General features: G+C 72.6%; 14 protein-coding genes. 9 read left to right on the top strand and 5 right to left on the bottom strand.

Annotated features, from left to right (window positions below; translation table 11 throughout):
* Positions 1 to 320: 320 nt before the first annotated feature.
* The 5 genes from ABT053_RS04335 (at position 321) to rfbC (ending at position 6,294) form a co-directional block, all read left to right on the top strand.
* A complete protein-coding gene (locus tag ABT053_RS04335; protein ID WP_350967409.1) occupies positions 321 to 1,286 on the top strand; it encodes a hypothetical protein in 966 nt (321 codons plus the stop codon).
* A 13-nt stretch (positions 1,287 to 1,299) separates the two neighbouring features.
* Positions 1,300 to 2,598 (top strand): sensor histidine kinase, encoded by a 1,299-nt coding sequence (locus ABT053_RS04340; protein ID WP_350967410.1) that lies wholly within the window; start codon positions 1,300 to 1,302, stop codon positions 2,596 to 2,598.
* Positions 2,595 to 3,272 carry a LuxR C-terminal-related transcriptional regulator gene (locus ABT053_RS04345; RefSeq protein ID WP_350967411.1) on the top strand — a complete coding sequence of 226 codons (678 nt, stop codon included), beginning with the start codon at positions 2,595 to 2,597 and terminating at the stop codon, positions 3,270 to 3,272. The genes ABT053_RS04340 and ABT053_RS04345 overlap by 4 nt, the downstream gene beginning before the upstream one ends.
* 765 nt (positions 3,273 to 4,037) lie before the next feature.
* Complete coding sequence (locus tag ABT053_RS04350; RefSeq protein ID WP_350967412.1) at positions 4,038 to 5,000, top strand: DUF1996 domain-containing protein; 963 nt, start codon at positions 4,038 to 4,040, stop codon at positions 4,998 to 5,000.
* Positions 5,001 to 5,700: 700 nt separating this feature from the next.
* On the top strand, positions 5,701 to 6,294 hold the full coding sequence (rfbC, locus tag ABT053_RS04355; protein WP_350967413.1) for a dTDP-4-dehydrorhamnose 3,5-epimerase: 594 nt from the start codon (positions 5,701 to 5,703) through the stop codon (positions 6,292 to 6,294).
* A 237-nt stretch (positions 6,295 to 6,531) separates the two neighbouring features.
* Here the strand turns inward: rfbC and ABT053_RS04360 are convergent, their stop codons facing one another.
* Positions 6,532 to 7,551, bottom strand: a complete 1,020-nt coding sequence (locus ABT053_RS04360) for a TetR/AcrR family transcriptional regulator (RefSeq protein WP_350967414.1) — start codon at positions 7,549 to 7,551, stop codon at positions 6,532 to 6,534.
* A 247-nt stretch (positions 7,552 to 7,798) separates the two neighbouring features.
* Between ABT053_RS04360 and ABT053_RS04365 the strand changes: the two genes are divergently transcribed.
* Positions 7,799 to 9,343, top strand: coding sequence for an MFS transporter (locus ABT053_RS04365; protein ID WP_350967416.1), 1,545 nt, complete (start codon positions 7,799 to 7,801; stop codon positions 9,341 to 9,343).
* Here the strand turns inward: ABT053_RS04365 and ABT053_RS04370 are convergent.
* Positions 9,249 to 10,469, bottom strand: coding sequence for a carboxymuconolactone decarboxylase family protein (locus ABT053_RS04370; protein WP_350967417.1), 1,221 nt, complete (start codon positions 10,467 to 10,469; stop codon positions 9,249 to 9,251). The genes ABT053_RS04365 and ABT053_RS04370 overlap by 95 nt on opposite strands.
* Positions 10,470 to 11,024: 555 nt before the next feature.
* Between ABT053_RS04370 and ABT053_RS04375 the strand changes: the two genes are divergently transcribed.
* Complete coding sequence (locus ABT053_RS04375; protein WP_350967418.1) at positions 11,025 to 12,149, top strand: sensor histidine kinase; 1,125 nt, start codon at positions 11,025 to 11,027, stop codon at positions 12,147 to 12,149.
* A 238-nt stretch (positions 12,150 to 12,387) separates the two neighbouring features.
* Complete coding sequence (locus ABT053_RS04380; RefSeq protein WP_350967419.1) at positions 12,388 to 13,056, top strand: response regulator; 669 nt, start codon at positions 12,388 to 12,390, stop codon at positions 13,054 to 13,056.
* 344 nt (positions 13,057 to 13,400) lie between these two features.
* Here the strand turns inward: ABT053_RS04380 and ABT053_RS04385 are convergent, their stop codons facing one another.
* From ABT053_RS04385 to ABT053_RS04395, 3 genes are all read right to left on the bottom strand, one after another.
* Positions 13,401 to 14,318: an NAD(P)H-binding protein gene (locus tag ABT053_RS04385; protein WP_350967420.1), complete on the bottom strand. Its 918-nt coding sequence runs from the start codon at positions 14,316 to 14,318 to the stop codon at positions 13,401 to 13,403.
* 79 nt (positions 14,319 to 14,397) lie between these two features.
* The gene (locus ABT053_RS04390) at positions 14,398 to 14,520 is read right to left on the bottom strand and encodes a hypothetical protein (protein ID WP_350967422.1); all 123 of its coding nucleotides are present in this window, start codon (positions 14,518 to 14,520) and stop codon (positions 14,398 to 14,400) included.
* Between the two features lie 141 nt (positions 14,521 to 14,661).
* Positions 14,662 to 17,277 (bottom strand): PASTA domain-containing protein, encoded by a 2,616-nt coding sequence (locus ABT053_RS04395; protein WP_350967423.1) that lies wholly within the window; start codon positions 17,275 to 17,277, stop codon positions 14,662 to 14,664.
* A gap of 105 nt (positions 17,278 to 17,382) precedes the next feature.
* On the opposite strand from ABT053_RS04395, the gene ABT053_RS04400 reads away from it, so the two are divergent.
* Positions 17,383 to 18,051, top strand: coding sequence for a hypothetical protein (locus ABT053_RS04400; RefSeq protein ID WP_350967424.1), 669 nt, complete (start codon positions 17,383 to 17,385; stop codon positions 18,049 to 18,051).
* The last annotated feature ends 42 nt before the right edge of the window (positions 18,052 to 18,093 follow it).

An 18,093-nucleotide genomic window follows, 5' to 3' on the forward strand; every position in this document is an offset into this window, starting at 1 on the left:
TGGGCCCGTGAGCGGGAATCCGATGGGTGCCGCAGAACGCCGATGTTACGCGTCCTCGGTTCCGTACGGCCGCCGGGGCGTGCCGGGCGGAGTCGCGGGCGGGCACCCTAGCAGCCCGTCCCGCCTGGACGACCAGGACGAAAGTCCCGGTTTCCGGAGCGGACGGGTCCCGGTTTCCGGACGGGGAGGGCCGGGGTGAAACCGGGTCGCGGAGCTCCCGTGAGAGGAGAGTGAGACGTGGTGAAAATGGTGTTTACTGCAGGTCTGCGCAGCACGGACGGACCGTCGCTCGCCGCGTGTCAGGGGACAGGAGGATCACCGTGGGAACAGGCCGCCGGGCGAATCGCGAACGCGGGTTCCCCGGGCGTCACCCCTGGGGCCGGCAGACGAGGTACGTGGTCCTCGCCGTCGCCGTGGGGGCCGTCGCGGTCGGGGTCCCGCCGCTGCTGACCCCCGGGCAGGACGGCCCGTTCACCGCGCGGCCCCGGAACGTCCCGTCCGGAGCGCTCACGCCACCCGCCCCGTCCGAGGGAGGCCGTACCTCCGGGGAGACCGCGGACCGGCCCACCGCCGGTTCCACGGCCGCATCCACCGCCGGTTCCACGGCCGCGTCCACCACCGGGCCCGCCGTCACGTCCCCCGCCACGCCTCCCGTCACGTCCCCCGCCACGCCCGCCGTTTCCCCCGGCGCGTCGCGGGGGTCCCGGCCGGCCGTCCGGCCGGAGGCCTCGCCCACCGCGCGGTCCGTTCCCCGCTCCTCCGGTTCCTCGGGGCTCTCCTGTGTCGCCCCCGCCGGGTCCGGCACGGACGGCACCGTCGAGATCACCTCCGCCCGGCCCTCCTGCGCCGTCTACACCACCGTCCTGAGCACCGGGTGGCAGGCCCTCGGCACTGGGACGAACGTCACCCCCGGCCAGAAGCTGCCCGGCGGCGAGCAGACCGCGATGAGGGTGCAGAAGAGGGTCGAGAGGCGGGAGGATCCGGCGACGGTGACGCTGCTCGCCTCCTCGCCGTTCACGGTCGGCCGGAACACCACGCTGCGCCTGCGGGTCTTCGGCGGCAGGGAGTTCGGCACGATCCTGCGGGTCTCCGCCTCGCCGTCCGCCGATCGCGCGGGCACCCGGACCATGGTCCTCCAGGCGCCCCCGCTCCGCTGGTCCAGTTTCACGCTGCGCGTCGGGGCGCTGTCCCCCGGACGGCTGCGCCGGGTCGACCTGGCCATCGCCACCGACCAGATGCCGCAGGCGTACGAGTTCTTCGTCGACGACATCGTGTTCAGGGGCTGAGGGGGGCCGTACGGTGACACGCTTGCACGCCTACGCGGTGGACCCCGTGGTGGCGGCGGCGGCACTGTGCCGCGCGGTGATGCTGGGCCGCGCCGCGGTCGTGCTGACCGCGGCCGGAGCCGGCCTGCTCCTGGTGACCGACCGCTGGCGGGTACTGGCCGTGCTGGCCGTGACCGTCGCCGCCACGGTCGCGGAGGTGACGGTGCTGACCCGGTGGCCGGCCGTCGTACGCCGGGCCCTGCCCGTGATCGCGGCCGACTGGCTCGTCGCCCTCGCCGTCCTCGCGCTCAGCAAGGGCGGGATGGCCTACTTCTGCTACGCCGCGGGCTCGGCCGCCCTGGGGGGCGCGTTGCTGGGGATGCGGGCGCTGCCCATCTGGGCGGCCCAGGCCGCGTGCGGGTTCGCGGCCGCGGCCTGGGCCCTGCGGGAGAGCACGCCCCCGCCGGACGTCGCCGCCTTCGTGATGGCCTTCCCGATGACCAGCGTCCTCGCCGGTGTGGGCGGCGCGGTGGCCACCGCGGCCCTGGTCCGCTACATGGACCTGGCCGTGGAGGTGGTGGCCTCCGCCCAGCGCTCGGCGGCGGCCGACGAGCGCGCCCGGCTGGCCAGGGAACTGCACGACTCCGTCAGCAAGACGCTGCGCGGGGTGTCCTTCGCGGCCCTCGCGCTGCCCTCCTCGCTGCGCCGCCAGCCCGCCCTCGCCGAGCAGCTGGCCGACACCGTCTCCCGGGGCGCGGAGGCCGCGGCCAGGGAGGCCAGGCAGCTGCTGGAGGGGCTGCGGAGCGACGTGCCCGACCAGGCGTTCGAGGAGACGATCCACGGGCTGTGCCGCTCCTGGTCGCGCGGCTCCGGCGTCGCCGCCCGGATCACCGCCGCCCGCTGCGACCCCGGCGTCGCGGTGCGCTACGAGGTCACCCGCATCCTGCAGGAGGCCCTCGCCAACGTGCAGCGGCACGCGGGCGCCCGGGAGGTCGTCGTACGGCTCACCCGGTTCGACGGGTCCCTGGAGCTCACCGTCGCCGACGACGGCGTCGGCTTCCGCGTACCGCGCGAGCTGGGCGGGCTGCAGGCCCGCGGGCACTTCGGGATCGTCGGCATGTCGGAGCGGGCGCGAGCCCTGGGGGGCTCGCTGCGCGTCGTGTCCGGCCCGCGCGGCGGTACGGTGGTGACGCTGCGTGTGCCGATCTCCGAGAGCGAGCCGGACGCCGGAGAGTTCCCGCGACGCGCGGGCCCTCCCGCCCCCTTCACCTCTTTCACCTCCTTCACCTCCTTCACGTCCACGCCGCCGAACCCCGTGGAGCCGTCCCTGTGATCGACGTGGTGATCGACGTGCTGGTCGTCGACGACAACCCGATCGTCCGCGCCGCGATGTGCGCTTTCCTGGACGCCAGTGAGGGGGTGCGGGTCGTGGGCGAGGCGTGCAACGGCCGCGAGGCGCTCGCCGCCGCCCAGCGGCTGAACCCGGCGGTCACCCTGCTGGACCATCGCATGCCCATCGCGGACGGGCTCTCCGTCCTGGGCGAGCTGGCCCTCCACACGACCGTCCTCGTGCTCACCAGCGACTCCGGGGAGGAGCTCATCACCGCGATGCTGCGCGGCGGGGCGCGCGGTTACCTGGTGCACGGCCAGTTCGACCCGCCGGACCTGCTCCGCGCCGTCCAGGCCGTCGCCGCCGGACGGGGCTGGCTCTCGCCCGCCGCCGCGTCCGTGGCCACCTCGCTCTTCCGCAGCCAGGCGGAACAGGAGCGCGAGCAGCGGGAGCGCGCCGAGCGCCGTCGCGCGGCGCAGACCCGCTACGGGATCACCCGGCGCGAGCGCGACGTGCTGACCCTGCTCTCCCAGGGATTGTCCAACGCCTCCATCGCGGTGCGCCTGGGGCTGACGGAGAAGACCGTCAAGAACCACCTCAGCCAGATCTTCGCCAAGCTCCGGGTGAGCAGCAGGACCGAGGCGGTCATCGTCTGGACGGGGGACCATCCGGGCTGACGCCCTGCCGGGCGCGGATCCGGGAGACGGGCGCTCGGGAGGTGGGTGCTCCGGACGCGGGCCCGGGGGCGGGCGCTCTGGACGCGGGCCCGGGAGACGGGCGTTCCGGAGGCGGGCCCGGGAGGCGGGCGCGGGCCCACGGAAAGACGGGCCCGGAGGAAACATCGGCCCGGGGGAAGACGGGCCCGGGGAAACACCGGCTCGGGGGAGGGCGCGGGCTTGGGGGACGGGCGCGTACTTCCAAAGCGGCCGTTCAACCGGAAGGCGGCGCACGCTTCGGAGGCGGACATGTACTTCGGAGGCGGGGACGGGCCCGGGAAGTAGGCCGTGGTCGTCGGCCGGACCGGGACCTTTGGCCCGGTTCGTACCCTTCCGCTCGCCGTTAGCGTACGACCCGCCGCCGCACGGGGTGCTCGCCCACCGGACGCAGCAGGGTGTCTCCGGTGATCGGTCGACCACGGAACGGTGATCAGTCGACCACGGAACGGTGATCGGCCGACCACGGGACCCTGGCCGGGCGGCGGCCTCATGTTCCTCCGGCGGGCCCGCGAGCCCACCGGCATGCCTCGTACCTCGTAACAGTCATCCGAAAGGACCTTCATGGCCGACCAGAAGCGACGACAGGCTCGGGCCGCCGATCCGGCCGATTCGGCGGATCCGGCGGGAGTCTCCGGGGCCCGGGCCTTCGCGCCGCGGGGACGTCGCCTGGGCCGGATCGCCGCGGCAGCCCTCCTCGCCGCCGGTCTGGCTGTAGCGGTGAGCCCATTGAGCCCATCGCCGGACGCGGTCCTGGCTGCCGGGACGACGGAACTGGCCGCCGCCGCGTCGCCCGCGTACCTCGCGAAGGGGGAGCGGGTGCGGGCACGGCCCACCGCGTCCCCGACTCCCACTTCCACCCCTAAGCCCACCGTCTCCCTTACTCCCACCCCCAAGCCCACCGCGTCCCCGAGCCCGACGTTCTCCGGGCCGCCGCCGCGGGCGCAGTACCGGGAGTTCGCGGCGAACTGCACGGCGACGCATTACCTGCCGGACGACCCGATCGTCTATCCGGGCCTGGCGGGTGCGGCCCACAATCACACGTTCTTCGGGAACAAGGGGACGGACGCGGGGTCGACGAACGCGTCCCTTGTCTCCGGGGCGACGAGTTGCCAGGATCCGAAGGACGGCTCGGCCTACTGGTCGCCGACGTTGTTGCAGGCGGGAAAGCCGGTCAAGCCGGAGAGGGCCACGATCTACTACAAGTCGGGCGTCTCGGATTACCGGACGGTGAAGCCGTTCCCGGTGGGATTCCGGTTGATCGTCGGTGACACGAAGATGACGTCGGCCGCGGATTTCAAGGGTTACTGGAGTTGCGGCAACGCGAAGTCGAAGGATTTCCCGGCGTCGTGCCCTTCGGGGTCGTCGTTGATCATGCGGCACCAGGCTCCGAGTTGCTGGAACGGTACCGACCTCGACAGTGCGAACCACAAGAGTCACGTGACGTATCCGGTGAACGGGGTGTGCCCGGCGAGCCATCCGGTGGCGGTGCCGATGCTGGAGATGAAGGTCCCCTACAAGCTTCCCGGTGGCAGGACCGAGGGACTGTCGTTCTCCTCGGGCGTGAGCTACTCCTTCCACTACGACTTCATGAACGGCTGGGACCAGCAGCGCCAGGTGGCCCTGGTCAAGCACTGCATCAACGGCGGACGCCAGTGCAACGGCGTCGGCTACGACCAGCACAAGCCCTGACGGATCCCGACGGACCTCGATGGACCCCGACGGTTCCCGGCCGGGGCGTGAAGGCCCGCCCCGGCCGTCACCCGCGCGGGCGGGCGAACCGGAACCGGTGCCGGGGTCGAAGCCTGGACTCGAACCGGAGCTGGAGCCGGAGTCGAAGCCGAGGATCGAACCCGGCCCTGGACCGGAGCCGGAACCGAGAGCCGAACCGGAACCGGAACCGGAGCCAGAGCCGGAGCCGGAGCCGGAGGATCGAACCCGGACTGGAACCGGAGCCCGAGCCGAGGCCCGCACCGGAGCCGGGGTTGGGGCCGGTGGGCGATCCCGGGCTGGTCGGCCGATCGTCCGGCCCTGTCGGTGGGAGCGTGGTGACGCGGCGTCCGGGGGAGCCGGGACGCTCGGAAGAGGTCCTCGAAGGGTGTCACGCGACCGCGTGGCACCCTTCGCCGTCTCCGGTGGCCGGAAGTGGACAGATCGGCCGGTCAGCGGCCTGATGGGGGTCTACCTGGAACAACCCGCCCATAGACCTCTGGAACGGTCCCGAGGAAGGTCGCGTACGCCTTCATGACAGGCCGTGGCGGGTTCACAACGGGGCGGGGGTCCTGGAGACTCCGCTGGGGGAGCGGGGATCACCTGGCGCCTCGCGCTCTCGCCGAGCCGGTGGGAACCGTCACCCCTCGGATGAGGCAGGGCCACGGAAGGAGAGGTGGGCATGCGTTCGCTCGGCATCGAGGGTGCGTGGGTGTTCGAACCGAAGGTGTTCCTCGACGACCGGGGCAGTTTCCACGAGTGGTTCCGTGTGGAGGCCTTCCGCGAGACCACTGGCCAGGCCCTGTCCCTCTCGCAGGCGAACTACTCGGTCTCCTGCCGGGGAACGCTGCGCGGCGTGCATTTCGCCGACGTCCCACCCAGTCAGGCCAAATACCTCAAATGTGTCAAAGGTGCGGTTTTCGATGTGGTCGTCGACATCCGGGTCGGGTCGCCCACCTTCGGGCAGTGGGAGTCGGTGATCCTGGACGACGAGGACCACCGGGCCGTCTACGTCTCCGAGGGGCTCGGCCACGCCTTCATGGCACTGACCGACGACGCGATCGTGGTGTACCTCTGCTCCGAGGGATACGCGCCGGGACGCGAGCACGGGGTTGATCCGCTCGATCCGGAGCTGGGGATCGAGTGGCCCTCGGGGGTGGCGCCGCTGCTGTCGGACAAGGACGCGACGGCCCCCACCCTCGCCGAGGCCCGGCGCCGGGGCCTGCTCCCCGTGTACGAGGAGTGCAGCCGGTTCTACGCCAAACTCCGCGCCTGAGGCGAAGCCTCGCCACCACGAACTTTGCCGTCACGAACCTTGTCGTCACGGAGTCTCGCCATCACGATGATTCGTCTTCTTTCGGGGTTTCCCGAGGCTTTTCGGGGTTTCCCGGGGTATCCCGGTTTCACCCGCCGCGACCCCTGCCGCCTCAGGTCTCCTCACCTCACCTCACCTCACCTCACCTCACCGCGCCCGGGTTCTCCGTCGCGTACCGGCTGATCAGGCCCCGGCTCGTCAATCCCCGGCCAGGCCGGGCACCGGCCCCGTTCGGCGGCTCTCTATCAGGACGGTGAGGCCGTCGAGGAGGCGCCGCAGCCCGAACTCGAACCACTCGTCGAGGTCGATCGCGTCGCCCCGCTCCTCGTGGAGCCTGGACAGCATCGGGAACCGGCCTGACTCCAGGATCTCCTGGAGCATCGGTGCCTTCAGGGCACGCCACTGCTTCGTGGTGACGCCTGTGCGCCGCTCCGCCTCCACCTCGTTCACGAGCAGCAGGGCCGACCCCTGCACCTGGGCGCTCACCATGATGGCCACCCAGTGCATCGTCATCGGGTCCAGGCCGAGACCGTCCACGGCCCGCATCGACCGTTCGACGTCGGCCAGCACGTTCGGCCCGAGCGGAGGCTGGGGGGTGGCGATGACCCGCAGCACCCACGGATGCCTGGAGTACATCGCCCACTCCCGTCTCGCGGCGAGCTCGAGCCCCGCACGCCAGCCTTCGGGAAGGGGGGCCGGGGGCGGGCTCTCGTCGAAGACAGCCTCGACCATCAGCTCGATCAGGCTGTCCTTGCCCGGTACGTAGCGGTACAGCGACATCGTGCCCGCGCCCAGTTCGGCCGCGACACGGCGCATCGACAGCGCGTCCAGCCCTTCGGCGTCGGCGAGATGGATCGCGGTGCGGACGATCCGCCCGATGCTCAGCCCGTCCTGAGCCTCACGGTGCCCCGCCCCGCTCTCCGTCGCCCGATCGCTCTCCGGCACCCGGTCGCTTTCCACGGTCCGGCCGGTCTCCGCTGCCGGCTCGGTCCGTTCGGTCCGCTCCGCCTGCCGGGACCGTGCGAGCGTGCCGGGGGTGTCCGCGAGCGTGCCCGAGGCGTCGGGGGCGGGTGTGAGGGAGGACGCGGGAGGGTCGGCGGCCCGCTCGGCCGCCCTGGTCCGGTACGCCCGCGCCTGACACGCCCGCGAGCAGTATCGGGGGCGTCGCCCCCGGAGCGCCACGTTCAGAGGCTCCCCGCACTGTACGCACCTCGACATGCGTTGTCCTCGCTCTATTACGTCACTTCCAACCGCTCGTGACGAAACTCTAGCACGCGCTTTTCGTGACGTAATAGTCGTAGCCGAATGAGATCGGCGTGATGAAATTCCTGATGAGCTGACGGCTTTCCCTACATAAATCAAGCTATCAATCCTTATATAGATCGGTTCATTGCTGATTCGAAATGGCTGTGCGTACGATGTATGCGTCCAGGTGCGTACGTCGTACTCGCGAAAGGCGGGATTCATGCTGAAAGGCGCGGCCGGGAAGAGGGAGTGGTTCGGGCTCGCGGTGCTGGTGCTGCCCGTGCTGCTCGTCTCGGTGACGGTGACGGTGCTGTACTTCGCGCTGCCCTTCCTGAGCGCGGACCTCGCGCCCACCGGGTCCCAGCTGCTGTGGATCGTCGACGTCTACGCGTTCCTGCTGGCGGGACTGCTCGTCGCGATGGGCGCCCTGGGCGACAGGATCGGCCGCCGCAGGCTGCTGCTGATCGGCGCGACCGTCTTCGGCGTCACGTCCGTCGCCGCCGCGTACGCCCCCAGCGCCGAGGCGCTCATCGCGGCCCGCGCCCTGCAGGGGGCCGCGGCGGCGAGTCTGATGCCGCCGACCCTGGCGCTGATCCGCGACATGTTCCGTGACGCGCGGCAGCGCCGGACGGCCGTCGCGCTGTGGGCCGCGAGCTTCGCCGGGGGGAGCGTGCTCGGGCCGATCGTGGGCGGCTGGCTGCTGGAACGCTTCTGGTGGGGGTCGGTCTTCCTGATCAGCGTCCCGGTCATGCTTCTGCTGCTCGTCCTGGGCCCCTTCCTGCTGCCCGAGTACCGGGCCCCGGCCTCGGGAGGGTTCGACCTGCCCGGTGCCGCGCTGTCGCTGGCGGCGGTGCTGCCGGTCGTGTACGGGATCAAGCAGTTCGCCACCGGCGGGGCGGGTTCGGTGGCGGTGCTCGCGGTCCTCACCGGGGTGGCGCTCGGGGCCGCGTTCCTGCGCAGGCAGCGCGAGCTGGCCGACCCCATGCTCGACACGCGCCTGTTCGCCGACCGGGGCTTCACCCTGCCGCTGGTCACGAGCACGCTCGCCGTCTTCGCGCTGGTGGGCCTGTTCTACTTCGTCGCGCAGTACTTGCAGCTGGTGCTCGGGCTGCGGCCGCTGGTGGCCGGGCTGCTGACGCTGCCCGCGGCCGGAGCGGCACTCGTCGGCTCGCTCCTGGCCGCGGGGCTCTCGCGCCGGGTCCGCCCCGGACACATCCTGGGCGCGGGCATGGCGCTCGCCGCCGCCGGTTTCCTGGTGCTGAGCACGCTCGACGCGGACTCCGGCCGGTGGACGCTCGTCGTCGGCCTGCTCCTGCCGGGGGCGGGGATCGGCGCGGTACAGGCCCTGGCCTCCGGGATGATCGTCGACGCCGCCCCGCCGGAGCGCGCGGGCTCGGCGTCGGCGGTCCTGGAGGCCGCCACCGAGCTCGGCGGGGCGCTCGGCGTCGCGATACTGGGCAGCGCGGGCCTCGCCGTCTACCGGGCAAGGTTCGCCGCCACGGCCCCCGGGGACCTGCGCCCTGACGACGCGGGGACGGCCGGGGAGAGCCTGGGCGGGGCGGCGGGGGTGGCCGCCCGGCTCCCCGAACAGGCCGCGGCGGAACTGCTCGACGTCGCCCGTACCGCCTTCACCGGCGGCATGCAGGCCGCCGCGCTCCTGTGCGCCGCCCTCATGGCGACGGCGGCGGCGTCGGCCGCGATCCTGCTCCGGACGGTACGGGCAGAGCCCGGCGGATCGACGCCTCGACGCCTTCGACAGCGGTGATCGCGCCGTACGCGAGCAGCCGTACCAGGTCGGCGTCGTCCGGGTGGGTGACACGCCAGGCCGCGACGTCGGCGTCGGTGACGCGGTACGGCGCCAGCGCGGCGAGCAGGGCGAGCCGCGCCCCCGGCCGGTCGGCGCCGGGCAGGCCCGCCAGCGGCCCGTCCAGCCACCCGCCGCCCATCGCGGGATGCTCGCCGTCCCACCCCCTGACGGCCTCCAGTACGGTCGCGCGGGCCCGCTCGCCGAGCAGTGCCCGGCCGGTGCCCGCAGCCTCCCGCAGCGCGGCGAAGGCGGTGCCCACCGGGGTGCCGCCCGCCCAGGCGGGCTCCGGGGTCGTGACCGGCCCCGCCAGCAGGGGGAGGCTCTCACCGGCCGGAAACCGCCTGCGCACGGTGCGGGCCAGCACCCTGCCCCCCAGGTTGCGGACCAGCCGGGAGTCCTGCAGCCTGCCGGGCAGCATGCTGTCGGTCAGCAGGGAGGAGGCGACGCGGTTGACGAAGTGGAAGGTCAGGGCGGTGCCGACGTACTCGGCGGTGTGCTCCGCCGGGAACGGCGCCGTCAGCGGTCGCGTCGTGTCTGTCGTGTCTGTCGTGTCTGTCGCGTATGCCGCGTTTGCCGCGTCCGTCGTGCTGGCCGCGCCCGCCGCGCCCGCCGTGCCTGTCGCGTCTGTCGCGTCTGTCGCGTCTACCGTGCCCCTCGCGTCTGCCGTGCTCGTCGCGTCCGTCGTGCTGGCCGTGCCCGTCGCGCTCGTTGCGCTCGTCGTGCGGGTGGCCGTGGCCCAGCGGAGGAGCGCGGCGTGCCCGGGGTCGGCGGGCGTGCCGCCGCGCGCGATGTCCTCGGCCAGCCGGTGGTCGCCGGTGGCGTGCAGGAGGGTGGTGTGCGCGGCCACGCAGTACGGGCACCGGTTGGCCACGGACACGCCGAGCGCGACCACCTCCCTGCCCGTCCTGGAGGCGGGCCCGGCCACGAGCGACTCGCGCAGCAGCGCCCAGGTCGCGGCGAGCAGGTCGGGCGCGGGGGAGAGCGTCATGAGGACCGGCATCCTCGCGAGGCCGAAGTCGGTGGCCGCCTGTCCGTAGACTCCGGCGATCCGGCCGGTCGCGGCCTCGGGCGTGACGGGAGTCACGTATCGGAAGGTGTTCGCCATCTGCCGTCGTTCCCATCGTCGTGGGTGGTCGGGACGTCGCCGCCCCCGGATGTCGGCGGCGTCGCCCGGATCGATCTCCGCCCGGCCGTCCGGACCCGCCGCGACAGGCTCGCTCCGGCTCCGGCTCCGGCTCCGGCTTCGGCGGCCTGGCCCCGTTTCCGAAGGGTGACCGGACCGTTGAGCCGATGGTCACCGGACGATCCGGTGATCGGTGAGCCGATGGTCGCCGGACGATCCGGTGAGTCGATGGTCGCCGTTCCGCCCGCTCCCGGGCGTCGCACCGGTGGAGGCTCTCGGGCCCGGCACCTGGGACGTAGCGGACCCGGGGCTACTCCACCGGGAGTAGCCCCGGTTCCCTCTCCACGGAGGAGGCGGGAAACGCGGCGCCCGGTCTACTGTTCGGGCATGAGTCGCATGCGCGGATGGCGCGATCACGTGCGCGGATCGCGGGGGCGCGCGCACGGGTGGCGCGATCGCGTGCGCGGGTTGCGAGGGCGGGCGTACGGATGGCGCGGAAGGGGCGGTCGCGGGCAGGTGCCCGACGCGGCGCTCGCCGGGGGGATCGCCCTGCTGCTGGTGGCCGGCACGCTCGCCGGGCCCTCGCAGGGCGCCCCGCACGGGCCGGTCGAGTACGCGCTGCTGCTCGCCGGCACCCTGCCGCTCGCCGCCCGGCGCCGCTTCCCGGCCGCGGTCGCGTTGTTCACCTCGGTGTGCATGATGGTCTACTCCGTACGGGCGGACATCGGGCCTCCGACGGCCTTCCCGGTGCTGGTGGCCGTCTACACCGCGGTCCTGGCCGGTCACCGCGCCGCCGCGGTGACCGCGGGCGCCGTGTTCCTGGGCGGCAACCTGGCCGCCGGCCTGTCGTCGGGGGCCGAGGCCGAAGCCGGGTCCGGGGGATTCTCGCAGCAGTCCACCGGCCTGCTGGTCGGCTGGTTCGTCGCCGCGGGCGTCATGGGCGTGGTCTCCCGCCACCGCCGGGACGACCTGAGGCGGGCGGAGGACCGCGCCGCCGAGGCGGAACGCACCCGCGAGGAGACGGCCCGCCGCCGCGCGGACGAGGAACGGCTGCGCATCGCCAGGGAGCTGCACGACTCGCTCACCCACAGCATCTCCGTGATCAAGGTACAGGCCGGGGTCGCGGTCCACCTCGCCCGCAAGCGGGGTGAGGAGGTGCCCGGACCGCTGCTCGCCATCCAGGAGGCCAGCGGGGAGGCCATGCGGGAGCTGCGCGCCACCCTGGAGGTGCTGCGCGACGACGAGCCGCCCGGCAGCGGCCTCGACCGCCTCACCGAACTGGTCGAGCGGTCGCGGGCGACGGGCCTGCCCGCGACCGTGGTCGTGGACGGGGAGCGGCGGCCGCTCTCGGTGGACGTCGACCGCACCGCGTACCGGATCGTCCAGGAGGCGCTCACCAACGCCGCCAGGCACGCGGGGCCCGCGGTGGCGTCGGTGCGCATCACCTACGGCGCGGAGGAGCTGACCGTGCAGATCGACGACGACGGCAGGGCGGCGCCCGGCGCCGACCCGGTGCCGGGGGTGGGGCTGAGCGGCATGCGCGAGAGGGTCACCGCGCTCGGCGGCCGGCTGCGCGCCGGCCCCCGCTCCGAGGGCGGTTTCCGCGTCCGCGCCGAACTCCCCGTGGACGGCCCCGCGTGACGCGCGCCGGTCTCTCGGCCGAGGCTGCCCCGCGACCCGGCGCCATGCTCTCGCCGGAGGGCCCCGCGACCCGGCGCCGTGCTCTCGTCGGAGGGCCTCGTGATCCACGCCGGTCTCCCGGCGGGGGGTGCCCCGTGACGCGCGCCGGTCTCTCCCCGGAGGACCCCGCGGTCCGGCGCCGGGATCCCGTCGGAAGGTGCCGCGTGACGCGCGCCGAGGTCCCGGCGGAGGGTGTCCTGTGATCCGCATGCTGCTCGTCGACGACCAGGCGCTCATCCGCGCGGGATTTCGGGCCCTGCTCGACGCCGAGGACGACATCGAGGTGGTGGCCGAGGCGGCCGACGGGCTGCGGGGTGTCGAGCTGGCGACCCGCCACGTCCCCGACGTCGTGCTCCTCGACATCCAGATGCCCGTGCTCGACGGCATCGAGGCGACCCGGCGGATCGCCGCCGACCCGGGCCTGGCCGGGGTGCACGTCGTGATCCTGACCAACTACGGGCTCGACGAGTACGTCTTCGACGCCCTGCGCGCGGGCGCGGCCGGATTCCTGGTCAAGGACACCGAACCCGAGGACCTGCTGCACGGTGTCCGGGTGGCCGCGCGGGGGGACGCCCTGCTCGCGCCCGCGATCACCCGCAGGCTGATCGGCCAGTACGTCTCCCGGCCCCCCGGCGTGAGCACGGACGACGCGCTGAAGGTCCTCACCAGGCGCGAACGGGAGGTCGTGGCCCTGGTCGCCCGGGGCCTCAGCAACGACGAGATCGCCGCGCACATGGTGATCAGCCCGTTCACCGCGAAGACCCACGTCAGCCGCGCCATGATCAAGACCGGTGCCCGCGACCGTGCCCAGCTCGTCGTCCTCGCCTACGAGTCGGGCCTGGTCGTGCCCCGCTCGGGCACACCGTGACCCGCTCGCGGTGGTCTCGCGAGGAGAAACGACCCGCCGAGGACCGCTTCCGCCTCCGCCGGCGGCCCGTGGCGGGGAACCCCGCTCGCGGCCGGGCGAGGTCCCCCGGTGACCTACCGGACGAACCCGAGCGGTGAGGACACCCCGTGACCTATCGGACGAACCCGAGCGGCGAGGGCACCCCATGACTTACCGGACATACCCGGCGGTGAGGGCACCTCATGACCGGCCGGACAAACCCGAGCGGTGAGGTCACCCCGTGACCGGCCAGACGAACCCGGGCGATGAGGGCGCCGGGTGAAACGGGCGGGAAGCCATCAGACGGACCGGGGCGGTGCGGGTCCTCACCGGGTGAAGTCGGCGGCCCGTCCCGCGACGAACTCCTCCACCGTCGTCGCGGGCCTTCCCGTGACCGCCTCGACGTCCCCGGTCGCCCGGTCGTAGCGGTTCAGGCGGTGCAGGCGCGCCATGGTGACGATGTGCTCCTCGGTGTGCGCGGGGAGCCCCGCGGGCGAGAGAACCTCCTCGACCCAGGTGTCGAGCGGGACGTCCACATAGGTGACCTTCCTCCCCAGTGCCTGGGAGTACTCCTCGGCGACGCCGGTCATCTCCTGGGACCGGGGTCCGGTCAGCTCGTACACGTGCCCGAGGTGCGGGCGCGGGTCCTCCAGGATCGCGGCGACGACGGCCGCGACGTCGCCGGCCGCGACCGGTGACGTACGGCCGGTGCCGAAGGGAAGCCGGATTGTCCCGTCGCCGGCGATGGAGCGCGCGGCCAGCGTCGTGAACATCGGGTTCTCCAGGAAGGCGGTGGGGCGGACGTGCACGACCGGCAGCCCGGACCAGTCGAGCACCTGCTCCGACAGCCAGTGCAGCCGCTGCTGGTGGGACTCCTCGGTGCTCAGCGCGCTCATCTGGGACACGGTCATCTGCGAGATGCCCACCAGGGCCTCCAGGACGCCCACCGCGCGGGCCACCGCCGCGACGGTCGCGGCGGCCTCCAGGTACGACGGCGACACGCTCATGCCGAAGAACATCCGTGAACACCCGTCCAGGGCCTCCGCCACGTCGGCGGGCCGGGTGAGGTCGCCGACCACCACCTGGGCCCCGAGGGCGCGCAGCGCGTCCGCGCGCCCGTCGTCACGGTGCGCCATCGCCCGCACCGCCAGGCCACGCCCGCGCAGCAGCCCGACCACCGCGCGGCCGACACCCCCGACGCCCCCTCCGGCACCGGTCACGAGGACGGGATCGTGGTCGGCCATCGTTGTGTTCCCTCCCCAGGAGCGTTGGCACCGGGCGTTCTGACGTACCGCACCCGAGACGTTACCCGGCGCCACGGGATCATCTGGTCGCCGGACCGACCGGCACGCCGAGGATGTGCCGGTCACCCACGGGCGCGGGGCCGCCGTGCGCGGCGACGACCATGACCATGTCCACGACGGCCTGGGGCTGCTCGGCGTTCACCGTCCTGGGAGTGACTCCTGACGAGGGCGAGAGCGAGGACGAGGCCGTTGCGCGACACTCCGTGTCGAACCCCTGCCCGCGTCACCCCCGCCGCGTCTGGAAGCGGACGCGGCGGGGGTGACGCGGGCGGGGGTTGGCGACCTACCAGACGCAGCCGAGTTCCTCGCTGTCGCCGTCCGGCAGCGCGGGCCTGGTCTCCGAGCGGACGTGCTGGTAGCGGCGCGGGGAGCCCTTGTTCCACGTACGCCACATCCGCGTCTGTCCCTGTGCGGTTCCGCAGGTCATGAGCACCGCGTGCGGGGTGCCCTGGAAATCGGCGTCGACGGTGGGCGAGCCGGGGGGCAGGAGGGAGAAGAACTCGTTCCGGTCCAGGCCACGGCATTTTCCGCCGCCGGCGCCACAGGTGTAGTGGTAGAGGAGACGGCCCTGCGGGATCGCGGTGTTCGGCGGGTACGCCGCGGCGCCGAGCCCGGTCTGGACCGGTGCCCAAGGTGAGTACTGGATCGTGACGCGCGTGCCGAGCTGAGCCGGGCCTGCTGCCGGATCCTGGGCGAAGACCACATTGGGCGTCGGATGCAGGGCGGCGGCCGCGTTGCAGTCGAACCCCTTCGCCTTGATGTCGTTGCAGGCGGTCTGCACCTCCGCCTCAACGTAATGCGCCAGCGTGCACTTCTCGCTGTAGTGCGTCAGCTTGACCTCGCTGCCCACGGAGAGCGGTGTGCTCCCGGGCGGTTCCTGGGCGTACACCTCCCCGACCGGCCGGCCGGTGCCCCCCGCGCAGTTCCCCTCCACGGGCACGCACTGGAGCCCGTCGGCCTGGATGGCGGCACAGGCGGTGGCGATGGCGGTCCCGACGACGTTGCCGGGAGCGCTCGTTCCTCGGTAGTGCCGGAGGACGACCGTGCCACCGGTCGCGACGATCTCACCCGCGGCCGGATCCTGGGCGTAGACCTGGGCGGGCTGCCCGCCCTTCGGGGGCGGGTCTCCCTCCACCTGCCGGCACGTCATCCCGTAGGAGTCCTTGAGGCGCCCGCACGCCTCACCGACCAGCTGGCCGGTCAGGGTGGGGAGGGCGATCGTGCCGGGATATGTGACGGTGACCGTATCGCCCCGGCCGATCTCGGTGCCGGGCGCCGGATCCTGGCCGGACACCACGCCGAGTTGCTCGGGTGCCGACGCCGCCTCGGACGCCACCGTCGGAGCACACCTCAGCTTCACGGCGGTGAGCCGGCGGCAGGCGTCCCTGAAGGTCAGACCGACGACGGTCGGTGTCTGGAGCGGGCCGAGGTACCGGACCACCACCCTGCCGCCTTCTGGGATCTGCCGCCCGGCCGCGGGGCGGGTGTCGAGCACGTCGCCCGCGTCGAGCCCGGGTTCCTCCTGGCCCGCCGCCAGCGGCTGGCAGCGCAGGCCCAGCAGCGTGATCGTCTGACACGCCTCCTGGTACGGCGTGCCGCGCTCGAACGCCGGCACGGTGACCGTCTTCGCGGGCGTCGCCGGTCGCTGCGGAGTCTCGTCGTGGCTCTGCGGCTCCTTCCCCGTGTCCTTCCGCGGGTTCCCCACCGGTGGCGGGTTCTCGGTCCTGGGCCTGGTCGGCTTGGTCGTGGCCGGCGGGCCGGTCTGCCCCTCGGTGTCGGTGAGTTCGGGTCCGGCGCCCTTGTCGGCGTAGCGCTCATGTCCGGTGGCGTCCACGATGAGCGCTCTGCGGTCGTACTGGCTGTTGGCCCAGACCCGCCCGCTGGTGACCTGGAGCTCGAAGACACCCGGCTGGCCGGGTACGTCGAGCGGCCTGCCTGCGGCCAGGCCCCGGCGGAGGTCGATCTTCCACAGGCCGGGGCGGGCATGATCGGGTACGTAGGCGAAATCGCCGAGCATCACCGGCGCGGCGAGTTCGGCGCGGTCGCCCGCTTTGAGCGGGACGGTGAACGCGCGACCGGTGCGGGGATCGAGCACCGCCAGCACATGACGTTCCCGGTCGACGGCGAGGATCTGCCTGCCCGCGCCGCGCCACGCGCCGAGTATCACCGACGGACCGGAGACGCCGAGCCTGCCGACGGCCCGGGGCTGCGCGCCGTCGATCACATAAGCGGTGCCGTCCGTGGTGACCGCGATCGGGTGGGAGTCGGCGACCGTGACGCCGAGCGGGGGCGTGCCGAGCTGAACCCGGCGTGCCTCACGACCGTCGCTGATCTCGATGAGGTCACCCTTCGCGGTGACGATCCAGATCGAGCCGGTGGACGGCACGGCCGTCTTGATGCCGCCGTCGACGGACATCGGCTCGGGCGCGGCCGTGCCGGGTGCGACGATCATCTTGACTGTGCCGCTCGCCTTGTCGATCAGGTAGCCGTCCGAGTCCGTGGGCAGCACCTCGATCTTTCCGGCCGGCCCGGGCCGGTCGTCCGGGGCCAGGTCCGAGTCGGGGGTCAGTGTCGCGGCGTCCAGGTAGGTCACCACGTTGGTGTCCTTGTTGACGATCGCCAGGCGACCCCCCGGCAGGCGTACCGTCTGGAGTTGTTCCTTGCCGGTGGCGAGCTGCAGGGCGATCTCGGACTCCGATTCGCCGGTCTGACTGTTGACGCTGGCGGCCGTGTGCCCCTTGGGCAGGAACGCGGACCCGTTGTCCAGCAGGGGCCGGGCCGCCGTGTAGCCGATCCCCGCCGCGGCGGTGAGAATGCCGCCGAACATGACGACGGCGAGCAGCGCGGCGCCGGCCCGATTGGCGGGTCGTCTCGGTCCACGCAACCACGTCAGCCTCACCGAATCTCCTTCGCCCCAGTTTGCTCATGTGTGGGAGCTCAGGTTACAAAAGCAAAGGCGATCCGCTAAATGGGTAAGGGTCCCCAAACGAGCGAGGAGCGCACCATGGGAGACGGTGACCTACTGGTTGTCGCAAATGGGGTGAAATACGAAGTTGCACCCGAAGAAATATTTACTTTTGGTCGCGGAGAAACCTGTACCATCCGCCTGACGCCGGACGACACGGCGATTTCGCGGCTGGCCGGGGCGGTGGAACGTGATGGATCCGTCTGGTTTCTGAGTAATCGCAGCGATAAGCGGCCTCTCGCCGTTGTTGACCGATTTGGCCTTCGCAGCGTTCTCGCCCCCGGAAGCCGGGCGGCGGTCGAGGGCCGCGTCCGAGTGATCGTCAACGGCGCGCACAGCCACGAGCTCGTGCTGCACGCCCCGGAGCCGGCACGGCGTTCCGCCGACGCCGCGACGGGAACGGCCACCTCCGCCGGTGAAGGCGTGCTGGTCAACGACCAGGACAGGCTGGCGCTCGTCGCGCTCTTCGCCGGTTATCTCCAGGAAGGCGATCGGTACGACCCGAATCCGAAGTCCTACGCCGCGGCCGCCGCACGGCTCGGCTGGCCCCGGACCACATTGGTCAAGCGGATCGAGTATCTGCGCCTGCGATTGGACAAAGCGGGCGTACCGGGGATGCAGGGTTGGAACGCATTGAGCGCTCTCGCCGAGTTCTCCCTGACCACCGGCTTGATCACAAAGGACGATCTAGGTCTCATCGGCCGTTGATTCCGTGTTGGGAAGACATTCCCATATCTGCCGGGCGCTCGT

Source organism: Streptosporangium sp. NPDC002524 (assembly GCF_040295985.1).
Classification (GTDB): Bacteria; Actinomycetota; Actinomycetes; order Streptosporangiales; family Streptosporangiaceae; genus Streptosporangium.

Excerpts from the sequence above, each read along its gene's own strand:
- rfbC (WP_350967413.1), top strand. The coding sequence starts at position 5,701 with ATGCGTTCGCTCGGCATCGAGGGTGCGTGGGTGTTCGAACCGAAGGTG.
- ABT053_RS04360 (WP_350967414.1), bottom strand. The coding sequence starts at position 7,551 with ATGTCGAGGTGCGTACAGTGCGGGGAGCCTCTGAACGTGGCGCTCCGG.
- ABT053_RS04365 (WP_350967416.1), top strand. The coding sequence starts at position 7,799 with ATGCTGAAAGGCGCGGCCGGGAAGAGGGAGTGGTTCGGGCTCGCGGTG.
- ABT053_RS04385 (WP_350967420.1), bottom strand. The coding sequence starts at position 14,318 with ATGGCCGACCACGATCCCGTCCTCGTGACCGGTGCCGGAGGGGGCGTC.
- ABT053_RS04400 (WP_350967424.1), top strand. The coding sequence starts at position 17,383 with ATGGGAGACGGTGACCTACTGGTTGTCGCAAATGGGGTGAAATACGAA.